Origin of the sequence: Paraburkholderia caballeronis, from assembly GCF_900104845.1 — a bacterium.
Classification (GTDB): domain Bacteria; phylum Pseudomonadota; class Gammaproteobacteria; order Burkholderiales; family Burkholderiaceae; genus Paraburkholderia; species Paraburkholderia caballeronis.
Genome location: NZ_FNSR01000001.1, coordinates 172,185 through 195,761 on the forward strand (window position 1 = coordinate 172,185; position 23,577 = coordinate 195,761).

Here is a 23,577-nt window from a genome sequence, read left to right on the forward strand (position 1 = left end):
CGATGCCGCTCACCACTCCGCAGATGGAAGCCGCGTTGCGCCGCTGGGCCGACCGGCTCGACGAAGCCGCGCCGGAACTGAATCGCCTCGACGGCCAGTTAGGCGACGGCGACCTCGGCGCGACGCTCGAAAAGTGCGCGGCGCGCGTGCGCGCGGCGCTCGACGCCGGCCCGTATCCGGACCTCGGCCTGCTGTTCAAGGCGTGCGCGCAGGGTTGCGCGCGCGCGTCGGGATCGAGCTTCGGCACGCTGCTGACCGTCGCGTTCCTGACGCTCGCGCGCCGGCTCGAAAACCAGGCGGCGCTCGCATGGCGCGACGTGCCTGAGATGCTGCAGGCGGCGCTCGACGCGATGGCGCAGCGCGGCGGCGCGACGCTCGGCGACAAGACGGTGCTCGACGCGCTCGCGGCCGCGCAGGCGGCGATCGTGGGCCTCGACGAGCCGCACGCGCAGCATGCGGCCGCAAGCGCGGCCGTCGAAGCGACGATCGCATCGTTCCGCGAGAAGCCGAACCGGATCGGCCGCGCGCGGATGTTCGCGGAACGTTCGATCGGGCTCGACGACCCGGGAATGATCGCGTTCAGGCATATGCTCGCGGGCATCGCGCCGCGCGCGGACGCCTGACTCGCGAAGCCCGTTCGACGACTATCGGACCCGTGCACACCGCGTAAAACGAAAAAGGCCGCCGGCAGCAACCGGCGGCCTTTCGCGCGGGCCTTCGAAGCCCGCGGCATGACACGGCTGTTACGCGTTCAGATAGATCGTCTTCGTGCGGACGTACGCTTCGAGGCCGTACTTGCCGTCCTCGCCGCCGAGCCCGCTGTCACCGTAACCATGATGGAAACCTTGAGGCGCCTCGCCGAGCGAACGGTTCACGTAGATTTCGCCGAAGTTCAGTTCGGCCGACGTGCGCATCAGCACGCCGAGATCCTTCGTGAACAGATACGCGGAAAGCCCGTAGCTCGAATCGTTCGCGAGCTTCAGCGCCTCGTCGAAGTCGCGCACCTTCAGCACCGACATGACCGGACCGAACACTTCGCCATGCACGATGTCCATTTCATGCGTCACGTCCGTCAACAGCGTCGGAGCATAAAAATGGCCCTGATCGTACAACCCGCCCTTCAGCCGGCCGCCGCCGGTCTGCACGCGCGCGCCCTGCTGCACGGCCTTCGTCACCATCGCGTCGACCTTGTCGAGTTCGGCCGCGCTGATCTTCGGCCCCATCACCGTGTCCTCCTGCGACGGGTCGCCGACCTTGATCCTGCCGATTTTCTCGCTCACCAGCGCGAGGAAGCGGTCGTACACCGCCTCGTGCACGTAGGTGCGCTCGTTGCACGTGCAGACCTGGCCCGCGTTCAGGAAGCGCGCCTCGACGGCCGCGTTCGCGGCCGCTTCGAGGTCCGCGTCCGCGAGCACGATGAACGGCGCCTTGCCGCCGAGTTCGAGCCGGACTTCCTTCAGCGTCGGCGCGGCGGCCGCCATGATCTTCTTGCCGGCCGCGGTGCTGCCGGTCATCGTCACGAGCTTCACGGCCGGATGCGCGACGAGACGCTGCCCGGTCGGAATCGCGCCGCTGACGATGTTCACGACGCCGGCCGGAATCCCGGCTTCCGCGACCAGCTTCGCGATTTCGAGCGACGTGACCGGCGTGAGTTCGTGCGGCTTCAGCACGATCGTGTTGCCGGCCGCGAGCGCGGGCGCGACCTTGCGCGCGAGCAGGCCCGCCGGGAAATTCCATGCGGAGATGCCGGCGATCACGCCGTGCGGCAGCTTCTCGATCAGGATCTTCTCGCCCGGACGGCTGCCCGGCACGATGTCGCCTTCGAGGCGGCGCGCGTTCTCCGCCGCGAAGCGGATCAGCGAGATCGCGAAATCGATTTCACCGCGCGCCTCGCGGATCGGCTTGCCGACCTCCTGGGTCAGCAGCCGCGCGAGCCGTTCGTGATCGCGCTGGATCAGCACGTTCAGCCGCAGCAGGAAGTCCGCGCGCTCGACCGCCGTGCGGCGGCTCCATGCGGGGAACGCGGCGGCGGCGGCGGCGACCGCGCGGTCCACGTCGGCCTCGGTCGCATCGACGACGCTCGCGATGGCCTTGCCCGTCGCCGGGCTGCGCACCGTGAGGCGCGCGGCGCCGCTCGACGGCACCCAGTCGCCGTTGATGAACAGGGAATACTGATCGATCTGGTCCATTCGTTGTCACCTGTAAGCGGGCGCGCGAGGCGCGCCGAAATCCGTGGGGGAGCGTCGCAGGCGTCGCGCAGCCTGTCCGCCGCCGGTCCTGCTGCCGGGGCCGACCCTGTCCGTGACGCGCGATGGTGAACGCCCGAAGCGCGGCTCCGTCATGTTCAAACACTCTACCTCAGGCACCAAGATGGTCGGACCACTGATGCACCACACGCCCGCCGTCGAGCACGCGGCCGGCCGCCGCGAAACGCTCGCGCGGGTCACGCGGCAACTCGAAACCACGATCGGGGAGGCCGGGCTGCGCAATCCGCCGCGCCTGCCGTCCGAGCGCGAACTCGCGACGACCTTCGGCGTGTCGCGCTCGACGGTGCGCGAGGCGATCCAGCGGCTGATCGCGAAAGGATTGCTCGAAGCGCGCCAGGGGCGCGGGCTGTTCGTGCGCGGCGCGTCGCCGACGGCCGCGCTCGAAGAACTGGCGCTGTTCGCGGAGAACCCGGCCGCGCGCAGCGACACGCTCGAATTCCGCCTCGTCGTCGAATGCGCGGCGGCGCGGCTCGCGGCCGAACGCGCGTCGGACTGCGAGTTGCAGGAGATGGACGCGCTGCTGCAACGGATGAGCGACGCGGTGAGGGCAGGGGACGTGAAAGCCGAGGCGCTCGCGGACACGCAGTTCCACGCGGCGCTCGTGCGCGCGTCGCACAACCGGATGCTCGGCTGGTTCTACACGGACGCGGCGTCGATGCTGAACGGCCACATCGTGAAGAACACGCTCGAAGCGTCGGGCATCGACACCGCGCTGCACCGGCTCGCGTCGGCGCGGCTCGCGCAGCATCGCGCGATTTGCGACGCGGTGCGCGCGCGGCGGCCGGATGCGGCGTCCGAAGCGATGCGCGCGCACATCGAGTTCGTCGGGCGGCAGTTCGAGCACGACGCGGATGCGGCCGCGGCCGCCGACCCCGACGCCATGTAACGCCCGCCGGGCGGCCTTCCGCGCGCATATCAGGAGAAACCCCTGGCTTGTGCGTCGTTCGTCGTCCGTGCTATTTTGATACCGGTAACAATTTTCGCCGCCTGGTTTGCGCACCGAAATGTTACCGGTATCAAATACGACCGAATTGTTCGGACGATCCGAACAAGCGCGCCCCGAGCCTGTCCGATGCCGCCGTGCCGCGCGAGAGCGCATGCGCGGCCCACGCCGAAACGCGAAACCGGAAACGCCCGTCGCCATCGAGCGGCGGCGCTCGCGGATCGCGCACGGCTCGGCGGCCCGGATCGCGCACGAATGGCATGAGCGGCGCGAGCGGCCTTCGCCGTCCGCACGCCGGGATGACCGCAGAACAGCGCCGCACAACACGCAGCCGAAACACCGCACGCATCACGATAGGAGACCTGCCGATGCCCACTCTCACCCATACGCCGGTCGCGCCGGCCGCCGCGACCGACGCCGACGAGCGCGTGTATCGCAAGGTCATGCGGCGCATCCTGCCGCTGCTTCTGCTGTGCTACGTCGTCGCGTACCTGGACCGGGTGAACGTCGGTTTCGCGAAGCTGCAGATGCTCGACGACCTCGGCATGAGCGACGCCGTCTACGCGGTCGGCGCGAGCATCTTCTTCTGGGGTTACTTCCTGTTCGAGATGCCGAGCAACCTGATGCTCCACCGCTTCGGCGCGCGCCTGTGGATCGCGCGGATCATGGTGACGTGGGGCATCGTGTCGTCGTCGCTCGCGTTCATCCAGCCGCTCGCGGGCTTCTTCCACGTGCAGACGTCGACGATGTTCTACGCGCTGCGCTTCCTGCTCGGCCTGTGCGAAGCGGGCTTCTTTCCCGGCGTGATCCTGTACCTGAACTACTGGTTCCCCGCGCGCCGCCAGAGCCTCGCGATGTCCGGCTTCCTCGTCGCGATTCCGTTGAGCCTCACGATGGGCAGCGTCGTGTCCGGCTGGCTGATGGAGAACACGCACGGCCTGCTCGGCCTGTCCGGCTGGCAGTGGATGCTGCTGCTCGAAGGCATTCCGTCGATTGTCGTCGCGTTCGTCGTGCTCGCGTGGCTCGGCAACGGCATCCAGTCCGCGAAGTGGCTGACCGCGAGCGAGAAGGCGATGCTCGAAAGCAATCTCGAACGCGAGAGCGGCAAGAAGGACCACCGCATCGGCGCGGCGCTGAAGAGCCCGCGCGTATGGCTGCTGACGTTCATCCTGCTGACGTTCAACACCGACTTCTACGGACTCGCGTTCTGGCTGCCGTCGATCATCAAGGCGTCCGGCGTGCAGAGCACGTTCCACATCGGCCTGCTGACCGCGATCCCGTACCTGACCGCGATCGTCGCGATGGTGTGGAACGCGTCGCACTCGCGCAAGACCGGCGAGCGCCGGCTGCACGCGGCGATTCCGTCCGCGATCGGCGGCGTGTTCCTGATCCTGAGCGCGCTGTTCGCGAACAACGTGCCGGTCGCGATCGTGTGCCTGACGATCGCGACGTGCGGCATCCTCGGCCTGATGCCGATCTACTGGACGTTCCCCGGCCAGATCCTGTCCGGCACCGCGGCGGCGGCCGGCATCGCGCTGATCAACTCGGTCGGCAACCTGTCGGGCTTCACCGGCTCGATGATCACCGGCGTCGCGAAGGAGATCACCGGCAACATCAACAACGGCACGTATGCGCTCGGCGCGTGCCTGCTGGTCAGCTGCGCGCTGATCCTCGCGATCCCGAAGTCGATGCTGGAACACGACACCGACGACGAAAACGCGACGGCGCTCGAACCGTCGTCGGTCGGGGACTGAGGGGCGCTGTTCACCACGCGATCCCATGCGACGCGGCGTGCGAGCCGCGTCGCGCTCCCGCCTAGAGTTTGAACCTCACCCGCGCCCACACCGTTCTGCCCGGCTCCATCACCGGCGCGTTCGCCGGATAACCGAACGCGGCATTGCCCGCGAGGTTCAGGTGCTCGCTGTAGGCCTTGTCGAACAGGTTGTCGACGCCGATGGTCAGTTGCGTATGCCGGTCGACGTCGTACTGCGCATGCAGCGACACGACGCCGAAACCCGCGCTCGGCCCGAAGTCCTGGCCGACCACGTTGCCCTCGTGCAGCGCATAACGCCGCTGCGGCGCGACCACCCGCCATAACCCGCCGACCGACCACGCGCCGCGCGAATAGTCGAGCGTGAAGCGCGCGTCGAGCGGCGGCATCTGCGGCAGCGGCTCGCCGCTGTCCGCATTGCGGCCCCACGCATATGCGGCCGACGCGCCGATCCGCCAGCGCGAATCCGGCTTCCACGTCGCGCCGAATTCGCCGCCCATGATCTGCGCGTTCACGTTCGTCGCCTGCGAAGTCGCCGCGCCCATCGCCGATCCATACGTGAACAGGATGAAGTCGTCGACGCGGCCCGCATACGCGGACACCCACGCATCGACCGACGCGCTGCGGTAGCGCGCGCCGACGTCGAGCTGCGTGGTCTTTTCCGGCCGCACGCCGGTGAACGCGTTGACCGCGCCGGCCGGCCCGCTCGTCGGCGAAAACAGTTCCCAGTAGTCCGGAAAGCGTTCGGTGTGGCCGAGCCCCGCGTACCACGTGACCGGCAGCGCGCGCAGCGTCTGCTCATAGCGGACGAAGCCGCCCGGCAGCAGCCGCGTGCGTTCGTCGTCGTGTGTCGGGTTCGGCATCGCGCCCATCCCCATCCGGCCGCCGGCGGTCTCCCGCTCGTCGGTCGCGGCCGCGCGGTCGAGCCGCGCGCCGGCGATCACCTGCTGCGCGTCCGTCGCGAACCACGTCAGTTCGCTGAAGAGGCCGTAGTTCGACAGCGTCGCGGACGGCGTCCACGGCAGATCCGACGGGCTTTGCCGTCCCATCGCCGCACGCGAGTCGAGCCGGTTCGCCTGCCAGTCCGCGCCGGCGATCCACTGCACGCGGTCGGTGAGATCGAGCGTCGCCGCGACCCGCCCGCCGACGGTGCGCCGCCTGACGTCCGACGCCATCGGCATGCTGCCGGCGGGCGGCTCGCGCAGCGTGTAGTTGTCCATCCGGTGCGCGGCTTCGTTGTAGTACAACTGCGCGTCGAGGCTGCGCAGCGTGCGGCCGAGGTGCTGTTTCTCGAACCGCAGCGCGACGCTGTCGCGTTTGAAACGCACGCCGTCCATCCCGCGGCCCGCATAACGCGCGTTGCCGTCGCCGGTGCCGGCGCTCAGTTCGAGCTTCGTGTCGGCGTCCGGCGTCACGCCGAGCGCGACGTCCGCGTTCCACTTGTCCCAGCCGGACGGCACCGCATTGCCGTTGCCGTCGCGGTAGTCCTGCGCGTGCGCGTGATTCGCGGTCACGCGCGCATAGACGTCCGGCGTGCCGGCCGCGAGATCGACGTTCTGGTCGTTGCGGCCGGATTGCCCGCCGACGACGCTGCCCTCGGCGCGCACGCCGGGCGTGTCGAAGCGCGCCGTGTCGCGCTCGAACAGCACGGTGCCGGCCGATGCGCCGGGGCCGTACAGCACGGTCTGCGGCCCCTTCACGACGGTGACCTTGTCGAAGCTCTCGGGCGCGACGTACGACGTCGGCGCGTCCATCCGGCCCGGACACGCGCCCGCGACCGGCGCGCCGTTCGCGACGATGTTCAGCCGCGAGCCGAACATTCCGCGCAGCACCGGGTCGCCGTTCGTGCCGCCGCTGCGGATCGACGAGAAGCCGGGCACGGTTTGCAGGTAGTCCGCGCCGTCGCTCGCGGGCAGCGGCTGGCGCGGCGTCTTCGGGTCGGTGACGGAGACGAGCGGGTTCGCGAACGGACCCGCAAGCGGGCTGGCGACGACCTCGATCGGCGGCAGCATGACGTCCGGCGCGTCGGGCGCGCGGTCTTCGGCGGCGTCCGCATACGCGGCGGGAACGGCAAACAGCGACGAGACGGAGAACACCGCGCACGCGACGCGGCAGCGGCGGGGCGGGGCGATTGCGCGGGACGACGCGTGCCGTCCGTCCGCGCGGGGCGATTCGATGAACCTGGGCATAAGCAAATCCAATGACGCCCGCCCGCGCGGCGCGAGAGCGCCGCACGGAAAGGCAGAGTCGATGACGAAAGTCGATTGGGGTGCGGCTCAGGCGATCGGGGGCGGCGCGCGCGGCGGACGCCGCAGGTAGCGGATCTGCCGCGCGCAGTGACGAACCGGCGCGGCGGCTTGTCCGTCACTCGCGACGGACAGAACGGCATCGACATGCGACGCGCCGTTCAGCGCGGGGAAATGCGCGAGCAGGCTGCAATAGCCGCACGCGTCGAAGTGGTGGAGCGCCTTCGCGGGGCCGTCGGCGGGCCGCGCCGCATGATGGTCGTCCGCGCCGCAGATGACCGCTTCCGGCGGCATCTCGCGCGCCAGCCATTGCGAGCCGAGCGGCACGAGCACCGTCAGCCAGATCGCGAAGATGCCGAGCCAGGCGGCGAATCGTTGCGGGCGACGGAGCGGGTTGGACGGCATTCGGGCAGTGCGGGGGGCGGCCAGTCCGGCGGCGGCGCGAAGGAAGGTTGGTCGGAAACGAAGCGGGACCACGGGCGCGGCGCAAAGAACGCGCATTCACGGGCGCGCCCATTCTGGCTGACGAGGCAGGCCGGCAAAACCGCGAATCCGCGATTTCCTGATCCTGGCCAGACCGCGCAGCGAATGCGCGGGTCCTGGAGGGGTGTGCGCCGCGCGGCGGCGGCGCGACGAGAAGGGCGGACCGGAAAGGCGGACCGGAAGGGCGAACGACGGGCGGTACGATCACGCCCGACGGACTCGACCGGGCGCTGTTAGCCGGTATCGGGCGCGGGGCAGCGCAGGCGGAACGGCCGCCGCGACCGCGGCAAACCGCGTCAGTCGTCCATCAACCGGGCCTTCACCTTCTTGCCCTTCAGCTTGCCGAGGTTCAGCCGCCGCACGGCCTCGCGCGCGATCCCGCGCTGCACCGCGACGTAGGTCGAGAACTCGGTCACGTTGATCTTGCCGATCTGCGCGCCGTCGAAACCCGCGTCGCCGGTCAGCGCGCCGAGCACGTCGCCCGGCCGGATCTTCTCCTTGCGGCCGCCGAGGATCTGCAAGGTTTCCATCGGCGGCAGCAGCGGCCCGTCGCCGGCCGGCGTCAGTTCCGACAACGGAAACCACGGCACCTCGCGGCCGAGCGCCTGCTCGATCGCGCCGACGCGCCCCATCTCGTCCATGCTCGCGAGCGTGAACGCCCAGCCGTCCTCGCCGGCGCGGCCGGTGCGGCCGATCCGGTGCACGTGGACTTCGGGGTCCGGCGTCACGTCGACGTTGATTACCGCTTCCAGTTGCGCGACGTCGAGCCCGCGCGCGGCGACGTCGGTTGCGACCAGCACCGAGCAGCTGCGGTTCGCGAACTGGATCAGCACCTGGTCGCGGTCGCGCTGGTCCAGTTCGCCGTGCAGCGCGAGCGCATGGAAGCCCTGCGCGCGCAGCACGTCGAGCAGGTCGCGGCACTGCTGCTTCGTGTTGCAGAACGCGATCGCGCTGACCGGCCGGAAGTGGTCGAGCAACTGGCCGACCGCGTGCAGCCGCGTCGTGTCGTCCACTTCGTAGAAGCGCTGGCGAATCCGCTCCGTGTCGTGCTGCACGTCCAGCTTCACCTGCTGCGGATTGCGCAGGAACTGCTGCGCGAGTTTGGCGATGCCGTCCGGGTAGGTCGCGGAGAACAGCAGCGTCTGACGCTCGACCGGGCATTCGCGCGCGACCGCCGCGATGTCGTCGAAGAAGCCCATGTCGAGCATCCGGTCCGCCTCGTCGAGCACCAGCGTGTTCAGCGCGCCGAGCTTCAGGTTGCCGCGCAGCACGTGGTCCAGAATCCGGCCCGGCGTGCCGACCACGACGTGCGCGCCGTGTTCGAGGCTCGCCGCCTGCGGACGCAGCGCGGTGCCGCCGCACAGCGTCAGCACCTTCACGTTTTCCTCGGCGCGCGCGAGCCGGCGGATTTCCTGCGCGACCTGATCGGCCAGTTCGCGGGTCGGGCACAGCACCATCGCCTGCACGTCGAAACGCTTCGCGTCGAGGCGCGCGAGCAGCGCGAGCCCGAACGCGGCGGTCTTGCCGCTGCCGGTTTTCGCCTGCGCGATCAGATCGTGGCCGGCGAGCGCGAGCGGCAGGCTCGCGGCCTGGATCGGCGTCATCTCGACGTAACCGAGCTGCGCGAGGTTCGCGAGCGTTGCGGCGGGCAGCGCGAGCTGCGAGAACGGGGCGGGCGGAGCGGCCGGAACGGGCGTGTTTTTCATCGGTGGGTCCGCGCGGCTCACAGGAACGGGCGGCCTTCGATCTGCTCGTAGACCACCGAGCCGTCTTCCGCCTCGAAACGCTCGACGTAGTTGCGCGCGCCGCACAGCGGGCAGCGGAACAGCAACCCCTGGCCCTCGTTGCGGATCACGACTTCGTTCGGTTCCCAAGGCGTGCCGCACGACTGGTTGCGGCAGACGAATGTACTACTGGACATGCGAATTCTCCTGTCGATCGGCGTTGCGCTTCAGCGCTTACTCCGATCCCATGCAAGATGGCTGCTGTCGATGGGAATGGGCCTTCAGCGCCCCTCCCGTCTCATGCAAAGCTGACTTCCTGACTGTTACGGGTGCCAAGACTACAGCATGCGCGGCCGTCGGTCCCGAAAAAACGCCGCGCGGGCCGGACGAGGCCGACTGTTCAGTTATTGAGCAGTGTGCCAGCCGGCCCTGTTCACCGGTTGCGCAGCCGGATGGAACCGCCGCGTGCGCGCCGCGGCGCACGAGGTCGCCCAGACGCGGCCCCGGCGTTCCCCGCCGCGCGGACTAGCGACTGGCACGGATCTGGCGTACGCGGCTCCGCGGACCCGCGCGCAAATGCAGGGCGAACACAGACGACGCGCGGACGCCCATATCGATCCCAAGACTGTGAGGAGCACACAGATGAATCATGCGGACATGCAGTTCCTGAACACCGGGTTCCCGTACAAGAAGCAGTACGGCAACTTCATCGGCGGCGAGTGGGTCGCGCCGGTCGGCGGCGAGTATTTCGACAACATCTCGCCGATCACCGGGCATCCGTTCACGTCGGTGCCGCGCTCGCGCGAGGCCGACGTCGAACTGGCGCTCGACGCCGCGCACAAGGCGAAGGCCGCGTGGGGCAGCACGTCGCCGACCGACCGCGCGAACATCCTGAACCGGATCGCCGACCGCCTCGAAGCGAACCTGCAAACGCTCGCGGTCGCCGAGACGATCGACAACGGCAAGCCGCTGCGCGAAACGATGGCCGCCGACATCCCGCTCGCGATCGACCATTTCCGCTACTTCGCCGGCTGCATCCGCGCGCAGGAAGGCGGCATCTCCGAGATCGACCACGACACGGTCGCGTATCACTTCCACGAGCCGCTCGGCGTCGTCGGGCAGATCATCCCGTGGAACTTCCCGATCCTGATGGCCGCGTGGAAGGTCGCGCCCGCGCTCGCGGCGGGCAACTGCGTGGTGCTGAAGCCCGCCGAACAGACGCCCGCGTCGCTGCTCGTGCTCGTCGAACTGATCCAGGACCTGCTGCCGGCCGGCGTGCTGAACGTCGTCAACGGCTTCGGGCTCGAAGCGGGCAAGCCGCTCGCGTCGAACCGCCGGATCGCGAAGATCGCGTTCACCGGCGAAACGACGACCGGCCGTCTCATCATGCAGTACGCGAGCCAGAACATCATCCCGGTCACGCTCGAACTGGGCGGCAAGAGCCCGAACATCTTCTTCGCGGACGTGCTCGATCGCGACGACGGTTTTTTCGACAAGGCGCTCGAAGGCTTCACGATGTTCGCGCTGAACCAGGGCGAGGTGTGCACGTGCCCGTCGCGCGTGCTGATCGACGAGAAGATCTACGACCGCTTCATGGAGCGCGCGCTCAAGCGCGTCGCGGCGATCCAGCAGGGCCACCCGCTCGACCCGAAGACGATGATCGGCGCGCAGGCGTCGCAGGAGCAGCTCGAAAAGATCCTTTCGTACATCAAGCTCGGCAAGGAAGAGGGCGCGGAGTGCCTGACCGGCGGCGACCGCAACGCGCTGGCCGGCGAACTGGCCGACGGTTATTACGTGAAGCCGACCGTGTTCCGCGGGCATAACAAGATGCGGATCTTCCAGGAAGAGATCTTCGGGCCGGTCGTCTCCGTGACGACGTTCAAGACCGAGGACGAGGCGCTCGAAATCGCGAACGACTCGCTGTACGGGCTCGGCGCCGGCGTGTGGACGCGCGACGGCACGCGCGCGTACCGCTTCGGCCGCGCGATCCAGGCCGGGCGCGTGTGGACCAACTGCTACCACGCGTACCCGGCGCACGCGGCGTTCGGCGGCTACAAGCAGTCGGGCATCGGGCGCGAAAACCACCGGATGATGCTGAACCACTACCAGCAGACGAAGAACCTGCTCGTCAGCTACAGCGAAAAGCCGCTCGGCTTCTTCTGACCGGCGGCCGCCTCCGTGGAGCCGCGCGCGGGTTCGCCCCGTGCGCGGCGTTTCTTTCCCTTCCCGCCAATGGACGCTTCCCAACATGGCTGACGCCCCCGTCCTGCGCGTGACCGCGACGCCCGCCGCGCTCGCGCTGATCGAACGGCTCGCCGGCGAGCACGGGCCGCTGCTGTTCCACCAGTCCGGCGGCTGCTGCGACGGCAGCGCGCCGATGTGCTTTCCCGCGTCGGAGTTCATGGTCGGACAGGCGGACGTGCAACTCGGCACGATCGGCGGCATGCCCTTCTACATGACCGAAGCACAGTTCGAATATTGGCAGCACACGCAACTGATCATCGACGTGGTGCCCGGCAACGGCGGCATGTTCTCGCTCGAACGGCCGACCGGTCTGCGCTTCCTGACCCGCTCGCGCCTGTTCGACGACACGGAAAACGCGTGGCTCGAAGCGCATCCCGCGCCGCGCGCCGAAACCTGATCCTCCTGCTCCACGGCGAACCTTGCGGAATCGATTTCGCATGCCGCGAGGTTCGCCTTCCTCTGACGCAGTCAGTCATGTCGCCCGGCTCGGCGCGGCCGCTGCCCCTCTGTACCGAACGCTGATTCGAAGCCCGTCGCGATTCGCGCCGAACGCAGAAGCGGCATGGGTTGCGCGCGATTTAATTGAGTGCGAAACGATCAGCCTGCTTAAAGGTTCGCGGCTATGTTACCGATATACACGGGCAAAGCCGCCGCACGGGTGCATTCCTCGGCACCCGATGCCGCAAGGCGCAACAAGGAAAACATGACTCGCGTCCGGAGACGCGAACGGCTTTTTTACCGAGGGGGCCACACATGCGCAACAACCAGCCAGTTACGCAACAGGAGTTCGAGTTCCCCGACAACGCGACGCTGATGTCCACGACCGACGTCGACAGCCACATCACGTACGCGAACGCTGCGTTCATCCAGATCAGCGGCTTCACGAGCGAAGAGATCACCGGACAGCCGCACAACCTCGTCCGCCATCCGGACATGCCGAAGGAAGCGTTCGCCGACATGTGGGCGACGCTGAAGGGCGGCGAGCCGTGGACCGGGCTCGTCAAGAACCGCCGCAAGAACGGCGACCACTACTGGGTGCGCGCGAACGCGACGCCCGTGATCCGCAACGGCCGGCCGGTCGGTTATATGTCGGTGCGCACGAAGGCGTCGCGCGACGAGATCGCGGCCGCCGACGCGCTGTACCGGGACTTCCGCGAAGGCCGCGCGCGCGGCCTTCGCATCCACAAGGGCCTCGTCGTGCGCGGCGGCGCGCTGCGCTGGTTGTCCGCGTTCAAGACGATGCCGGTGCGCTGGCGCATCCGCGGCGCGCTGCTGGTCGCCGCGCCGGCGCTGGTGGCGGCCGGATGGCTCGCGGGCCTCGGCGGCGCCGGGCTCGCCGGGTTCGCGGGCACGACCGTCGCGATCTCGATCGCCGCGTCGCTGTGGCTGGAAGCGCAGATTTCGCGGCCGCTGGAGGCGATGCTGAAACAGGCGCTGAGCGTCGCGAGCGGCGAGACGCAGAAGGTCGATCACATGGATCGCGTCGACGAGATCGGGATGACGCTGCGCACCATCAGCCAGCTCGGGCTGATGTTCCGCTGGCTGATCGACGACGTCAGCGAACAGGTGATGAACGTGCGCACCGCGATCGACGAGATCGCGCAGGGCAACAACGACCTGAGCCGCCGCACCGAGCAGGCCGCGTCGAATGTGCAGCAGACGGCCGCGTCGATGGCGCAGATGACCGCGTCCGTGAAGAGCAACGCGGAGACCGCGATGCAGGCGAACACGCTGTCCGGCACCGCAAGCGATGCCGCCGCGCGCGGCGGCGAGGCGGTCTCCGAGGTCGTCACCACGATGAGCGACATCACCGAAAGCTCGCGCAAGATCGCCGACATCATCGGCGTGATCGACGGGATCGCGTTCCAGACGAACATCCTTGCGTTGAACGCGGCCGTCGAGGCGGCGCGGGCGGGCGAGCAGGGGCGCGGCTTCGCGGTGGTCGCGGGCGAGGTGCGCGCGCTCGCGCAGCGCAGCGCGAATTCGGCGCGCGAGATCAAGGCGCTGATCGGCGCGAGCGTCGAGAAGGTCGAATCGGGCTCGAAGCTCGTGAACGACGCGGGCAAGACGATGGACGATATCGTGACGCAGGTGAAGCGCGTGTCGGACCTGATCGCGGAGATCCGGTCGGCGACCGACGAGCAGAGCAGCGGCGTCACGCAGGTCGATCGCGCGGTCGGGGATCTGGACAACATCACGCAGCAGAACGCGGCGCTGGTGGAGGAGAGCACGGCCGCGTCGGAGAGCTTGCGGCAGCAGGCGCGGAGTCTTGTCGAGGCGGTTAGTGTGTTTCGGCGGTGAGGGCGAGACGATGCGCCGTGCCCGCTTCGGTCGCGTTCAACGGGCGGCTGCTCCGCCCGTCGGCATCCGCCTGATCGCGCCGGCGCCGCTGCGCCATCGCGGCATACCGGCCCGGCGGCAACGTTCGCCGCGATAGTCGGGTCGTGCCGCCGCCGACCGGGGCTCGGCACGCGTGCTGGAACGCGGCGCGTCGAGTCGTTCTCCGGCACGTCGAAGAGGGGAACCGCGCACCGGTAGCCCTGAACGGCGCCGCCTCGCCACAGCATGTCTCGATGCGAAGCTTCAGGATCGCAAGGCTTGTTCACCCTCAAGGCCGGAACGACAGCGGACAGCGTGGCCGGCATGTTCAAACCGGTATCATCGTCGCTATCCGCCGACCGCCATTGCTTCATTGCCTGCGTCCGTTCCATGTCCGAATCAGCAAAGCTTGCGAAGCTGCTCACCCTCGCCGAAGTTCAGTCGCGCGCCGACCCGAAGACATTCGCGCGCGGCAAAGCCTATTTCCATGATGGCGCCGTGTCTCGTCTGGAAGAACATCACGGGGCCATTCGCGCCACCGTACGCGGCACGCACCGTTACCGGGTCGAACTCGCCGCCGGGGACGGCGAACTCGCTTACGACTGCAGTTGCCCGGTCGGCGACGACGGCATTTTCTGCAAGCACGCGGTCGCCGTTGCGCTGTCCTGGCTGGAAAATTCCGGCGAGGAGGTGTTCCACGCCGACGAGCCCGATCGCGACAAACCGCGGAAGAAGCGGAAGACCAACGCGGAAACAATCCGCGAATACGTGGCGACGCTGGACAAGAATGCGCTTGAGGGTTTGTTGCTGGACGCGGTCGAGCGGGACCGGGCCCTGCGTGACAGGCTGCTGTTCGCCGCGCGCGCGGCCGGCGCATCCGACCTGTCCGGCATGAAAGCCGCCGTCAGGCAGGCCACGCGGATTGCCCGGCCGCTGGACTGGCGGGAGGCGGACGCATACGGCGACGGCCTGATGTCGCTGGCCGACATGTTGCGCCAACGGCTGGCCGGACCGACCGCGGCACAGGTCGTCGAGTTGTCGGAGCTGGCGATTGCCGGCGCGGAAAAGAGCCTTGAGCAGATCGACGACTCCAGTGGCAACGTGATGCCCGCCATCGTCGAGCTGGCATCGGTCCACCTCGATGCGTGCAGGCTGACCAGGCCAGACCCCGTGAAGCTTGCGGAGCGGCTCTTCCGGCTACAGACAGAAAGCGTGTGGGACACGTTCTACGACGTGTTGCCGGCGTACGTGGAGCCGCTCGGCGAGGGCGGATTACGCCGCTATCGCCAGTTGGTCCTCGAAGCCTGGGAGGCGCTTCCTGCGCTTGCGCCGGACAAACCGCTTCGCCGCTCATATGACTCCCGGCGCATGAGACTTGAGCACGCCATGGAAGCCCTCGCGGAACAGGATGGCGATATTGACGCGCTTATCCGCATTCACGCGAAAGACCTGTCGAGTGCATCCCGCTTCCTGGAGTTGGCTGAGCTTTGCGTGCGGCACGGCCGCCCTGACGAGGGCCTCGCGTGGGCGGAGCGCGGCCTGCATGAGTCGGGCGAAAAGTTCGACCCGCGCCTGCTCGGCTTCTGCATCGATGGCTATCTGCATCGACGCGAGTTCGATCGGGCCGATGCGTTTGCGTGGCGACGTTTCGAAGCTCACCCTGCGGCGAATGCGTTTGCCGCATTGATGAACGTTGCGACAGCCACGGGTCGATATGACGAAACCCGCGAGCGCGCACTGCAGCACCTTTGGTCGCTGGTCAGGGAGGACGAGTCATCCGGTAAAGCGAAGCGAAACGTCTGGCGCGCCCATGCGCGGACCGAACTGGTCAGGATTTTTCTCGCCGAAAACGAGAACGACGCCGCGTGGGATGCTTTCACAGGTGGCCCGGTTGCACGACATCTAGGGGCAGACATGGCTGCCGTGCGCGGCAGGACGCATCCACGTGATGCAATCGCGCTCTATCACCGGATGCTGCCTGTCGCGGTGGAAAACGGCGCGCGCAACGCACGTTATGACGAAGCATTTGATGTTGTACGTGCCATCGGCGGGTTGCGGGTGCAACTCGGTGAACACGCGGAATTCACCGAAGAGCTGGACGTGATTCGCTCGACATATCGCGCGAAGCGCAACTTTATCAAGCTGCTCGCCACATTTATCTGAGGACCCCTTGTTTCAAGGGTTTTTCCATCGAGCGACCTCGCACGAAAGCAGGTTGTCCCACCCGATTGCATCGGTAGATCAGCGGGAAAAGCCGCCCGCCTGCCCCGGAGCGGCTACCTCGAACTCAGGTCCATTGGGTGATTTTGTTGCCGTTGCGATCCTTGAATGCGCCACACACCAGCATGATCAGATCGATCAGCGTCCAGATGCCGAGGCCGCCCAGCGTCAGCAGCATCAGAACGCCCGTACCGATCTTGCCGGCATAAAATCGATGCAATCCAAGGCTGCCCAAAAACAGGCAAAGCAAAAACGCTGGCAATAAGCGCTTGTCCGTATTCATCTCGTCGTCTATTTCGTTTCGTTCGGGTTGAATTCGCCGATCCGCCAAGCTCGCCATTACGCAAGCGACTATCGGTATCGGGCCACGAGCGCCTGATAACGCACGTCCGGGCGTAGCGCGTCGAAATTCCGGTCGGCATCCAGACGGTCGAACTGGCGGAAGCCTTCCCTGAAGGCATCGTTCAGGTGGGCAAGCGCTGCATCCCCGTCGGCGTCGTGTGCCGCACGCTCGGCCAGCACATAAGCCGCTTCGAAACCCGCCTGTGCCGCAGGTTGCGGTTGCGGTTGCGGTTGCGGTTGCGGTTGCGGTTGCGGTTGCGGTTGCGGTTGCGGTTGCGGTTGCGGTTGCGGTTGCGGTTGCGCAGTCAGCGTAGCCGGCGCGGGGGCCGGAGCATCATCCTTGACCCGCCGGTAGTAGATCTTGTCGAGAAACGGCACCTTGAAATACATCCGGTCCGGCCCGTCGAAATAGAACGACAAACCAACGCCATACGGCAGGTCGACAATCACTTCGTCACCCTTGGTTTCGATCGACTTAACCGGAATGGCCAGATGCGTATCGGGATTCTCGATCCCGTCCGCCCTGATCTCGACGTCAGGACCGATCGGCAAGCTCGCGCTGAACAACTGCAAGCGCTCCGCGTGCCAGTGGCCGATGATCGAGGGGGGCGCTTTCTTCGCGCACCCCGCCGCCAGCAACAACGCCGCCAGTGCGGCCAGGACCCGGTATCGCATCAGACCGCCGGTGCGCGATATTTCTTCACGAGCGCCGTGAAGCGCGGATCGTTGCGGATGCCGTTCAGGTCCGGATCCTTGTCCATCGCGTCGAAATAGTTGAAGCCGTTCAGGAAGCTGGCCTCGAACTGCTTGAGCGCCTCATCGGTGTTCCCCTGCCGCAGACGCAGCACGCCGAGATTGTAGTAAGCGAGCGACTGCTTCGGGTCCTGGGCCAACGCGTCATTCAGCGCGTGCTCCGCCTCGTCCAGTTTGCCCTGCTTCATGTCGGCGACGGCGACCTTGATCATCTCCTTCGCGGCTGCGCCCTTGCTATCCGCCAGAGCGTCCGACGCACTGCCGCTCGCCAACTGACCCGCAGCGGCCTGGCTTTGCCGGGCAATCTCGGCGTCGTCGGGTGCCAGCCCGGTCGCCGGAGCAGTCGCCGGCGCCGACGCGGCCGCCACCACCACGGGGGCCGAAGCCGAAACCGGCGCCGGAGCGGATTCGGACGCGACAGGCGGCACGACGGTCGCAGACCGATGCGCATGCAGATAGAAATAAGCGCCGCCGCCCACGACGATCACCACCGCCGCCGCGATCGCGGCAATGACGGGCGTACCGATGCCCTTCCCGCCGTCATCCCCCGGATTTTTCTTCGTACCGGGCCGAGCCACCGCTTCCAGCGTGGTTCCGCAAGTCGGGCAGCGCAGTTCTTCGCCCGGCGTGCGTTCGAATATCTCGCCCTTGTTCGCGCGCTCGCAATCGCCTAGCGCCGGGCACTTGTAATTTGCCATAGTGGTCCTTGTTCTCGTAACAGCAGCAGCCCCGGCGGACCAACCGCCAGGGCATCTGGCGGCGTCCTCAATCCTTCAAACCGATGATGTCGCGCACCAGCGGTTTCATCTCCACCAACGACCGGTACGCGGGATCGTCGTCCGATCCCGCCTCTTCGTAGATGGTCCGGGCGAACGCGTTGAACTTGTCGAGCAATGCGTTTTTGTCATCGCGGTGCCTGTAATCCGCTTCGATGCGGCGCGACACTTCCCGCTCGATCAGTTGCTGGGCCTCTTCGGGCTGCTCGCCTTCGAATACGGTCGGCCAGTCCCGGCCCTCCAGCACCTTCGACGTCGGCAAACCATCGGCTTCGTACATCAGCACCCACTCCGTCTCGCCGCTGGTGCGGTTCTGACGCGACTTCACCATCTCCAGCAGACGCGCTACCAGCCGGTAAGGCCGGCGCTTCTGCTGTGCCTGGACCTGCGCGCCGGTCAGCGCGTAGAGCGGGGGCAAGCGCTTGCCGTTGCCTTCGCCATGCAGCAAATACGACTCGTTGTGGTCGCCGAGCAAACCGTCGTAGTGCTTCTTGAGCATGGCGAGCGACTCGACATAGCGCGCCGGCATCAACGAGGCAATCTTCATGATGACGATTTCGTTTTCGAGCCGCCCGGTCTGCACCACCGTGTCCGACGCCGGGTCCTTCTGCTGGGCGAAAGCACTCGCCAGTTGCTCCCGGAACTCTTTCCGGCTCTCGCATTCCGGCAGGAACACGCAGACCGTCGTCACCCGGCCCGTACGGCCGCCCATCTTGTCCGACTCCAGGCCCCGGTCGACTTCCGACTTGTTGTATTGAAGCATCGTGCCCGACTTCCGGTAGAGCCCGAGCACGAAATCCTTCAAACCACTCTCGTTTGCGCCGTATTGCGCCTGCAGGCGCTCAACGATATTGACGTCGAGCACGCGCTGCTCTTTCGCCATTTCGTTGTGCACCCCCTGGACGATCTCGTCCGACTTCCGCGAAAGCGTAACGATGATGTCGGCGAGCGACAGGCCGCGGCTCAACGGTTCGAACGAATCGACCCCGGTGCCGACCTTGTCGATCAGAGCCTGGCGCACCTGCTGCGTGCGCACGATCTGCCCCGGCTCGTCGACCAGCATGGTCTTCATGACCTTCTTGATCGCGTCCAGGTCGAAGATGCGCTGCTGGTAGACCGAATCGGCATTGCCGAGACGCGCTGCCTGCTCCTGATGCACCTTCTCGGTGGCGGCGGCCAGGTTTTGCTGAAGCCGATCGATGGTGCCGCGCAGCGATCCCAGTTCCTCCTTGACGAACGGAATCAGGCTGCCCGCGAAACGTTCGCCTTCCAGCCGCGTGCGCAGCACGAAAAGCTCGCGATATTTCTTGCCGATCTCGTCGAACAGACTGCTGCGCTTGTCGGTCAGATGCTTGCCGAAGAAACCCACCTTGTTGAACTGGGCGGTGATCTCCGCGATCTCCTGCAAGATTGCCTGCTCGATGGCCGGCCCCTTCGTCAACTCGGCCTCGAACACCTTGTGCCGTTCGTCGAGCACGCTGGTCAGCGCATCGACCAGTTGGCGCAGCTGGATCAACGAGTGCGTGCCGGTCTTCCACTGACTGAACAGCTCCTTGTCGACCTGACGGCTGATGTGCCGCGCCATCTCTGGACGCGCCTTGCCCTTGATCTCGTAGAACTTGCGCACCCCGCCCATGGTCCGATAGGTCTCGTCGAACACCTTGGTCAGACGCTCGATCAGGCGGTTGGTCCAGTCGGCCTGCTCGATCGTCTGGTCGCTCTTGATCTGCGGCGACTGGCTGCTCACCACCGATTCCCAGTATTCCTGGGCTGGCTTCCACATGGCGTTGTTCGCGTCGTCGTCCAGGATACCCTTCTCAAGCATCAGGTGCGCGTCGCTGAGCAGCAGGCGCTGCACCACTTCGGGCTTGCGCACCTCCGACCCCCAGTCTTTCTGCACGGGTTCGTCGGCATACCCCTCGCCCTGGCGATAGTTGTTGTACATCAACTGCCGGGTCGCCTGCTCGGCGAACCCATAGGCCAGATACTCCTTGATTTCCTGCTCGGGCACCACGATGCGCTCGATGCCGAGCGAAAGGAACAGCTTGGCGCGCGCCTTGATGCTCCCTTCCATCTCGAAGTTCTTGATGTCGTTCTCGCCCTTCTCGGCGCGCCCCAGGCCATCCCACTGCTTGTTGAGGATCTTCTGGTAGATGAATTCGGCGACGATGCGCGGAATCTCGTTGTCACCGTCGAACTGGATACCGTTCTCGTTGACGTTGCCGATGAGATAACAGCCGTTGAAATAGACGTCGTGCTTCATCCGCGAACCATCGAGCACGTTCACCGGATGGTACTGGCCGACCGCCATTGCATTGAGTTCCGACAGCGCCGCATACGCATTCGCGTAATACGGCGCAAAGCCGGCAGCGGTGTGGACATGCTTGAAATCGCGTTCGGGCAGCAACGCATAGACCAGGATCCGGCACTCTTCGGACTTTTCGTACTTGTTGCGGATCTGCGCGATCGCGTCGACCACGGAGCCGCTGCCGGTCCCGCCGGCCAGACCGCAGACGATGTGCACGACCACGCCGCCGCCTTGCTGGTCCCTTCCGAGTTCGCGCACGCGGTCTTCGATCGCTTTCACGAAATGCCCGGCGTTCTGCGCGAACACCACCCGCCCCAGCTTGCGGCGCTGCGCGGCGCCCGCCGTGCTCGGCGTGACGAAGTCGAAGATCGACTTCGGCTCGATCCAGTCGCGCAGCCCCGGGAACGAGGTCGGATCGTCAAGCACCGGGCGCACGCTGCCGGCCTGGTTGACGATGTACTGGCTACGGTCCAGCGCCACGTCCTTGCCGAGCACTTTCCATTCGTCGTGCCTGTCGAGTTCGTCAGTGGACGTATCGACGTACAGATATTCGAAGCGCGCGGACGGGCGGCCGCTGCTCTGCGCATGATTGCGTTCGATGGTCTTGCGAAGGTGACGAATGATTTTGCCGCCGGAGCCGCCGAGGCCGACGATCAGGTGATTTTGCGGATCTGCCATGTGCTTGCCTATAACGGTTCGGATTACTCGTGTGCGAGATTGATCTTCAGATAAAGATGACCGCCTGACTTCGGCGCCTGCTTCACGACATACGAGGCCACCTGGCCGCCCGCCGCCGGCGCAGCGTCATCGCTGAACGCGATGCCCTTCGCGGAATAGTCTTGCGTCTGCGTATTGCCGCAACCCGAAGCCGGACCCTGCTCGGGCGAAAATGCGATTCCTTTCGCTGCATAACCGGTCGAGGCATCCGCCATTTGCATCGGGGCGGGGTTCGCCTGGCTGTCCGGCATGGGCATCTGCATCGGGGCAGCGCCATTCGATGCGTCGGCCGTCTGCATCGGCGCGACGCCGCCCGACGCCGCCATGGCCGGCATGACGTCACCCGACGCGGCATCGGCCGTCGCCAGCCCCGGCGTCGTGCAGGTCGCGGCTGCCGTGTTCATCGCGGCCGGCGTCGAAACCAGATCGGGGGCGACGTGGCGCAGGCGCTGCGTCACGTCCTGATGCTCGCGCTCGGGTGTGAGGAACACCATCAGTTTCTCCATGCCCGGCTTGTCGTCGAACACGAACGAACCCCTGGCCGGGAAAAACACCGTGCCCATTGCGTCGACAAAATTGTCCTGCGCGGGTTGCGGATAGATCTGCGTCACCGTCCCGTCCGGCGCTTCGTTGAGGATATAGACATAGGACGGCCGGTTGACCTTCACGCCCAACTGGAAATGCTCGCCACTCTTGAATACGCGCCGGGCGAGCACGTCGTGCGTCGTGCCGTCGGCATCCTTGAGGCGGATGAAATAGCTCACGCCGATCTGGGCAGGTTTCTTCTGCGCCACCTTGACGATCTTGCCCGCGGGCTTGCCCTCGCCCGGCGCGGCGGCAACCGCGGTTGCCGAAGTTGCCGCGGTTGCGGAAGGCTGCTCCGTTCCCACCGCCACCACCGAGTTGTCCTGGCCGAAGAACAGGGACTTCGCGGTGTACTGCTGCTCCTGCGCAAACGCATGGCTCGCGAGTGCCGCTAGCGCGAGAGTGGCAAGGGGGTAACGCATGTCGATTCTCCAGATAGGCAGAGTATTTTTTCGGTTGGAAGCGATCGCTCCCGGAAGCGGACCTATTGAAACAGATCGTTTTGCTGAGCCGGGATCGTCGAGAACTGGCGCGGCACCTGGTGTGCATTGCCATGCGACACCTCGACCGCCGTACTGGAAGTAAAGCGCTGCGCGTCGCGGAAAGCCGGGTCGAGCTGACCGTTGTCGTGCGCCAGATAGTCGAACAGCGACTGCGTGAAATACGAGCCCCTCAGCGTGCGGCCCGGATCGAGCGGGCTGGCGAAATGGCCGGACTTCGGCCCGAGCGACTCCTCGTTCGTGCTCGTCGCGGTGATGATCTGGTAGCCGCTGCGGTTGCGGTCGACGGCCGTGTGCGCGGCCGCCCCACCAACCTGGCCGCCGCTGGCGCCGGCACCGGCGCCGTCGTCAGAGAAACGGATGCCCTTTGCGGTATAGGCCGGACCGGTCCACGAAGCCAGCGAAATACCCTCCCGCTCGCTGCGGCCGCCATTGGTTTGCAGGATATAGGTCGTGCTGTCGTCGCTGATGTCGTCGAGCATGTCGCCGCTATAGCAGGTGTCGATCACGACACGCGTCATCGCACTCGGCTTGCGCGCGAGATCCTGCACCAGCGTGTCGGGCACGGCATGGTTCTGGAAATGCAGCAGGATTTCGGTGCGGTCGTTCGACTTGACCGTATTCTGGTCGCCCGAGTCGTAGGCCATGATCGACATCTTGCGCTGGTCCTGGCCGGCCGGCGTCGGCACCGGGACATTGCCGTGGCTCGAAATGTAGATGAATACCTGGTCGTTCGGACCGATCTCGCCGCCGAGCCTCGCGATGGCCGCCTCGATGTTGGCCTTCGTCGCGCGTTCGTTCAGCAGCGCCGTCACCGTATAGCCCGCCTGCTTCAGGTACGCCTGCACGACCACAGCATCGTCGGCCCCCTGGATGTCGGGCAAGTGGTAAGGGTCGGCGAAATGATTGATGCCGACCACCAGCGCACGCTTCACCGGCATGGCCGACGCGTGGCGAGCGCCATGCGCATAGGCGTCGAGCGCCTGGCCCGCTGCGCGCTCCCAGCGCTTTTGCAGAATATGCGTGGGATAGAACGGCGACGTCGATTTGATCCCGACGATCGACTGCACGATCGTGAATGCCTGGTCGACTTCGTCCTCGTTGCGGTAAGTGCCGGTCAACTGAATCCGGCCCGTGCTGTCGCGGGCGACGCTCGCCTGGTCCAGCCCGTGCGCCTGAAACTTCGCCTTGATCCGCTCGACCAGCGGCTGCGGCACGTCATAAGCCCGATACGCATTCTGGAAACCGGGCAGGTCGCTGGCTGCGCAGGCCGAAAGCAGCAGAGCGCATGCAACGATCGAAATACGCGCAAAAAACGTTTTCATTTGAATTCAGCACGGCAATCGTGATTGCGCGCTTGCCGCGCAGACCACCGCACG

18 protein-coding genes are annotated in these 23,577 nt (G+C 66.6%); 7 read left to right on the forward strand and 11 right to left on the reverse strand.

The genetic code is table 11. The features are described from left to right. The first annotated feature begins 2 nt into the window (after positions 1-2). Positions 3-623 carry a DAK2 domain-containing protein gene (locus BLV92_RS00755; RefSeq protein WP_090541340.1) on the forward strand — a complete coding sequence of 207 codons (621 nt, stop codon included), beginning with the start codon at positions 3-5 and terminating at the stop codon, positions 621-623. A 120-nt stretch (positions 624-743) separates the two neighbouring features. On the opposite strand, the gene aldA is transcribed toward BLV92_RS00755, so the two are convergent. Beyond that, the gene (gene aldA, locus BLV92_RS00760; protein ID WP_090541343.1) at positions 744-2,189 is read right to left on the reverse strand and encodes an aldehyde dehydrogenase; all 1,446 of its coding nucleotides are present in this window, start codon (positions 2,187-2,189) and stop codon (positions 744-746) included. Between the two features lie 181 nt (positions 2,190-2,370). On the opposite strand from aldA, the gene BLV92_RS00765 reads away from it, so the two are divergent. Together BLV92_RS00765 and BLV92_RS00775 are read left to right on the forward strand one after the other, a co-directional pair. Then, a complete protein-coding gene (locus BLV92_RS00765) occupies positions 2,371-3,153 on the forward strand; it encodes a FadR/GntR family transcriptional regulator (RefSeq protein ID WP_244283725.1) in 783 nt (260 codons plus the stop codon). A 425-nt stretch (positions 3,154-3,578) separates the two neighbouring features. After that, positions 3,579-4,964, forward strand: coding sequence for an MFS transporter (locus tag BLV92_RS00775; RefSeq protein WP_090541352.1), 1,386 nt, complete (start codon positions 3,579-3,581; stop codon positions 4,962-4,964). 61 nt (positions 4,965-5,025) lie between these two features. Here the strand turns inward: BLV92_RS00775 and BLV92_RS00780 are convergent, their stop codons facing one another. From BLV92_RS00780 to BLV92_RS00795, 4 genes are all read right to left on the reverse strand, one after another. Beyond that, complete coding sequence (locus BLV92_RS00780) at positions 5,026-7,170, reverse strand: TonB-dependent copper receptor (RefSeq protein WP_090541355.1); 2,145 nt, start codon at positions 7,168-7,170, stop codon at positions 5,026-5,028. Between the two features lie 87 nt (positions 7,171-7,257). Further along, positions 7,258-7,632, reverse strand: coding sequence for a DUF2946 domain-containing protein (locus BLV92_RS00785; RefSeq protein WP_244283726.1), 375 nt, complete (start codon positions 7,630-7,632; stop codon positions 7,258-7,260). Between the two features lie 374 nt (positions 7,633-8,006). Further along, positions 8,007-9,416, reverse strand: coding sequence for an ATP-dependent RNA helicase DbpA (dbpA, locus tag BLV92_RS00790; protein WP_090546726.1), 1,410 nt, complete (start codon positions 9,414-9,416; stop codon positions 8,007-8,009). Between the two features lie 17 nt (positions 9,417-9,433). Further along, complete coding sequence (locus BLV92_RS00795) at positions 9,434-9,631, reverse strand: hypothetical protein (protein ID WP_090541358.1); 198 nt, start codon at positions 9,629-9,631, stop codon at positions 9,434-9,436. Positions 9,632-10,076: 445 nt separating this feature from the next. Here BLV92_RS00795 and adh point away from each other — a divergent pair, with 445 nt between their 5' ends. The 4 genes from adh to BLV92_RS00815 all read left to right on the forward strand — a co-directional run bounded on the left by adh (position 10,077) and on the right by BLV92_RS00815 (position 16,160). Beyond that, on the forward strand, positions 10,077-11,597 hold the full coding sequence (adh, locus tag BLV92_RS00800; protein ID WP_090541361.1) for an aldehyde dehydrogenase: 1,521 nt from the start codon (positions 10,077-10,079) through the stop codon (positions 11,595-11,597). 85 nt (positions 11,598-11,682) lie between these two features. Next, on the forward strand, positions 11,683-12,075 hold the full coding sequence (locus tag BLV92_RS00805) for a DUF779 domain-containing protein (protein ID WP_090541363.1): 393 nt from the start codon (positions 11,683-11,685) through the stop codon (positions 12,073-12,075). A 356-nt stretch (positions 12,076-12,431) separates the two neighbouring features. Further along, positions 12,432-13,979, forward strand: coding sequence for a methyl-accepting chemotaxis protein (locus BLV92_RS00810; RefSeq protein ID WP_090541366.1), 1,548 nt, complete (start codon positions 12,432-12,434; stop codon positions 13,977-13,979). Positions 13,980-14,387: 408 nt separating this feature from the next. After that, positions 14,388-16,160, forward strand: a complete 1,773-nt coding sequence (locus BLV92_RS00815) for an SWIM zinc finger family protein (RefSeq protein WP_090546728.1) — start codon at positions 14,388-14,390, stop codon at positions 16,158-16,160. Between the two features lie 124 nt (positions 16,161-16,284). Here the strand turns inward: BLV92_RS00815 and BLV92_RS00820 are convergent, their stop codons facing one another. The 6 genes from BLV92_RS00820 to BLV92_RS00845 form a co-directional block, all read right to left on the reverse strand. Next, positions 16,285-16,500, reverse strand: coding sequence for an NINE protein (locus tag BLV92_RS00820; protein WP_090541369.1), 216 nt, complete (start codon positions 16,498-16,500; stop codon positions 16,285-16,287). 68 nt (positions 16,501-16,568) lie between these two features. Further along, on the reverse strand, positions 16,569-17,234 hold the full coding sequence (locus BLV92_RS31945) for a hypothetical protein (RefSeq protein ID WP_090541372.1): 666 nt from the start codon (positions 17,232-17,234) through the stop codon (positions 16,569-16,571). Further along, positions 17,234-18,010: a tetratricopeptide repeat protein gene (locus BLV92_RS00830; protein WP_090541374.1), complete on the reverse strand. Its 777-nt coding sequence runs from the start codon at positions 18,008-18,010 to the stop codon at positions 17,234-17,236. The genes BLV92_RS31945 and BLV92_RS00830 overlap by 1 nt, the downstream gene beginning before the upstream one ends. A 67-nt stretch (positions 18,011-18,077) precedes the next feature. Then, complete coding sequence (locus tag BLV92_RS00835; RefSeq protein WP_090541377.1) at positions 18,078-21,074, reverse strand: tubulin-like doman-containing protein; 2,997 nt, start codon at positions 21,072-21,074, stop codon at positions 18,078-18,080. 23 nt (positions 21,075-21,097) lie between these two features. Beyond that, a complete protein-coding gene (locus BLV92_RS00840; protein ID WP_167626990.1) occupies positions 21,098-22,012 on the reverse strand; it encodes a DUF4384 domain-containing protein in 915 nt (304 codons plus the stop codon). Between the two features lie 170 nt (positions 22,013-22,182). Next, positions 22,183-23,415, reverse strand: coding sequence for a caspase family protein (locus tag BLV92_RS00845; RefSeq protein ID WP_167626991.1), 1,233 nt, complete (start codon positions 23,413-23,415; stop codon positions 22,183-22,185). Between the last annotated feature and the right edge of the window lie 162 nt (positions 23,416-23,577).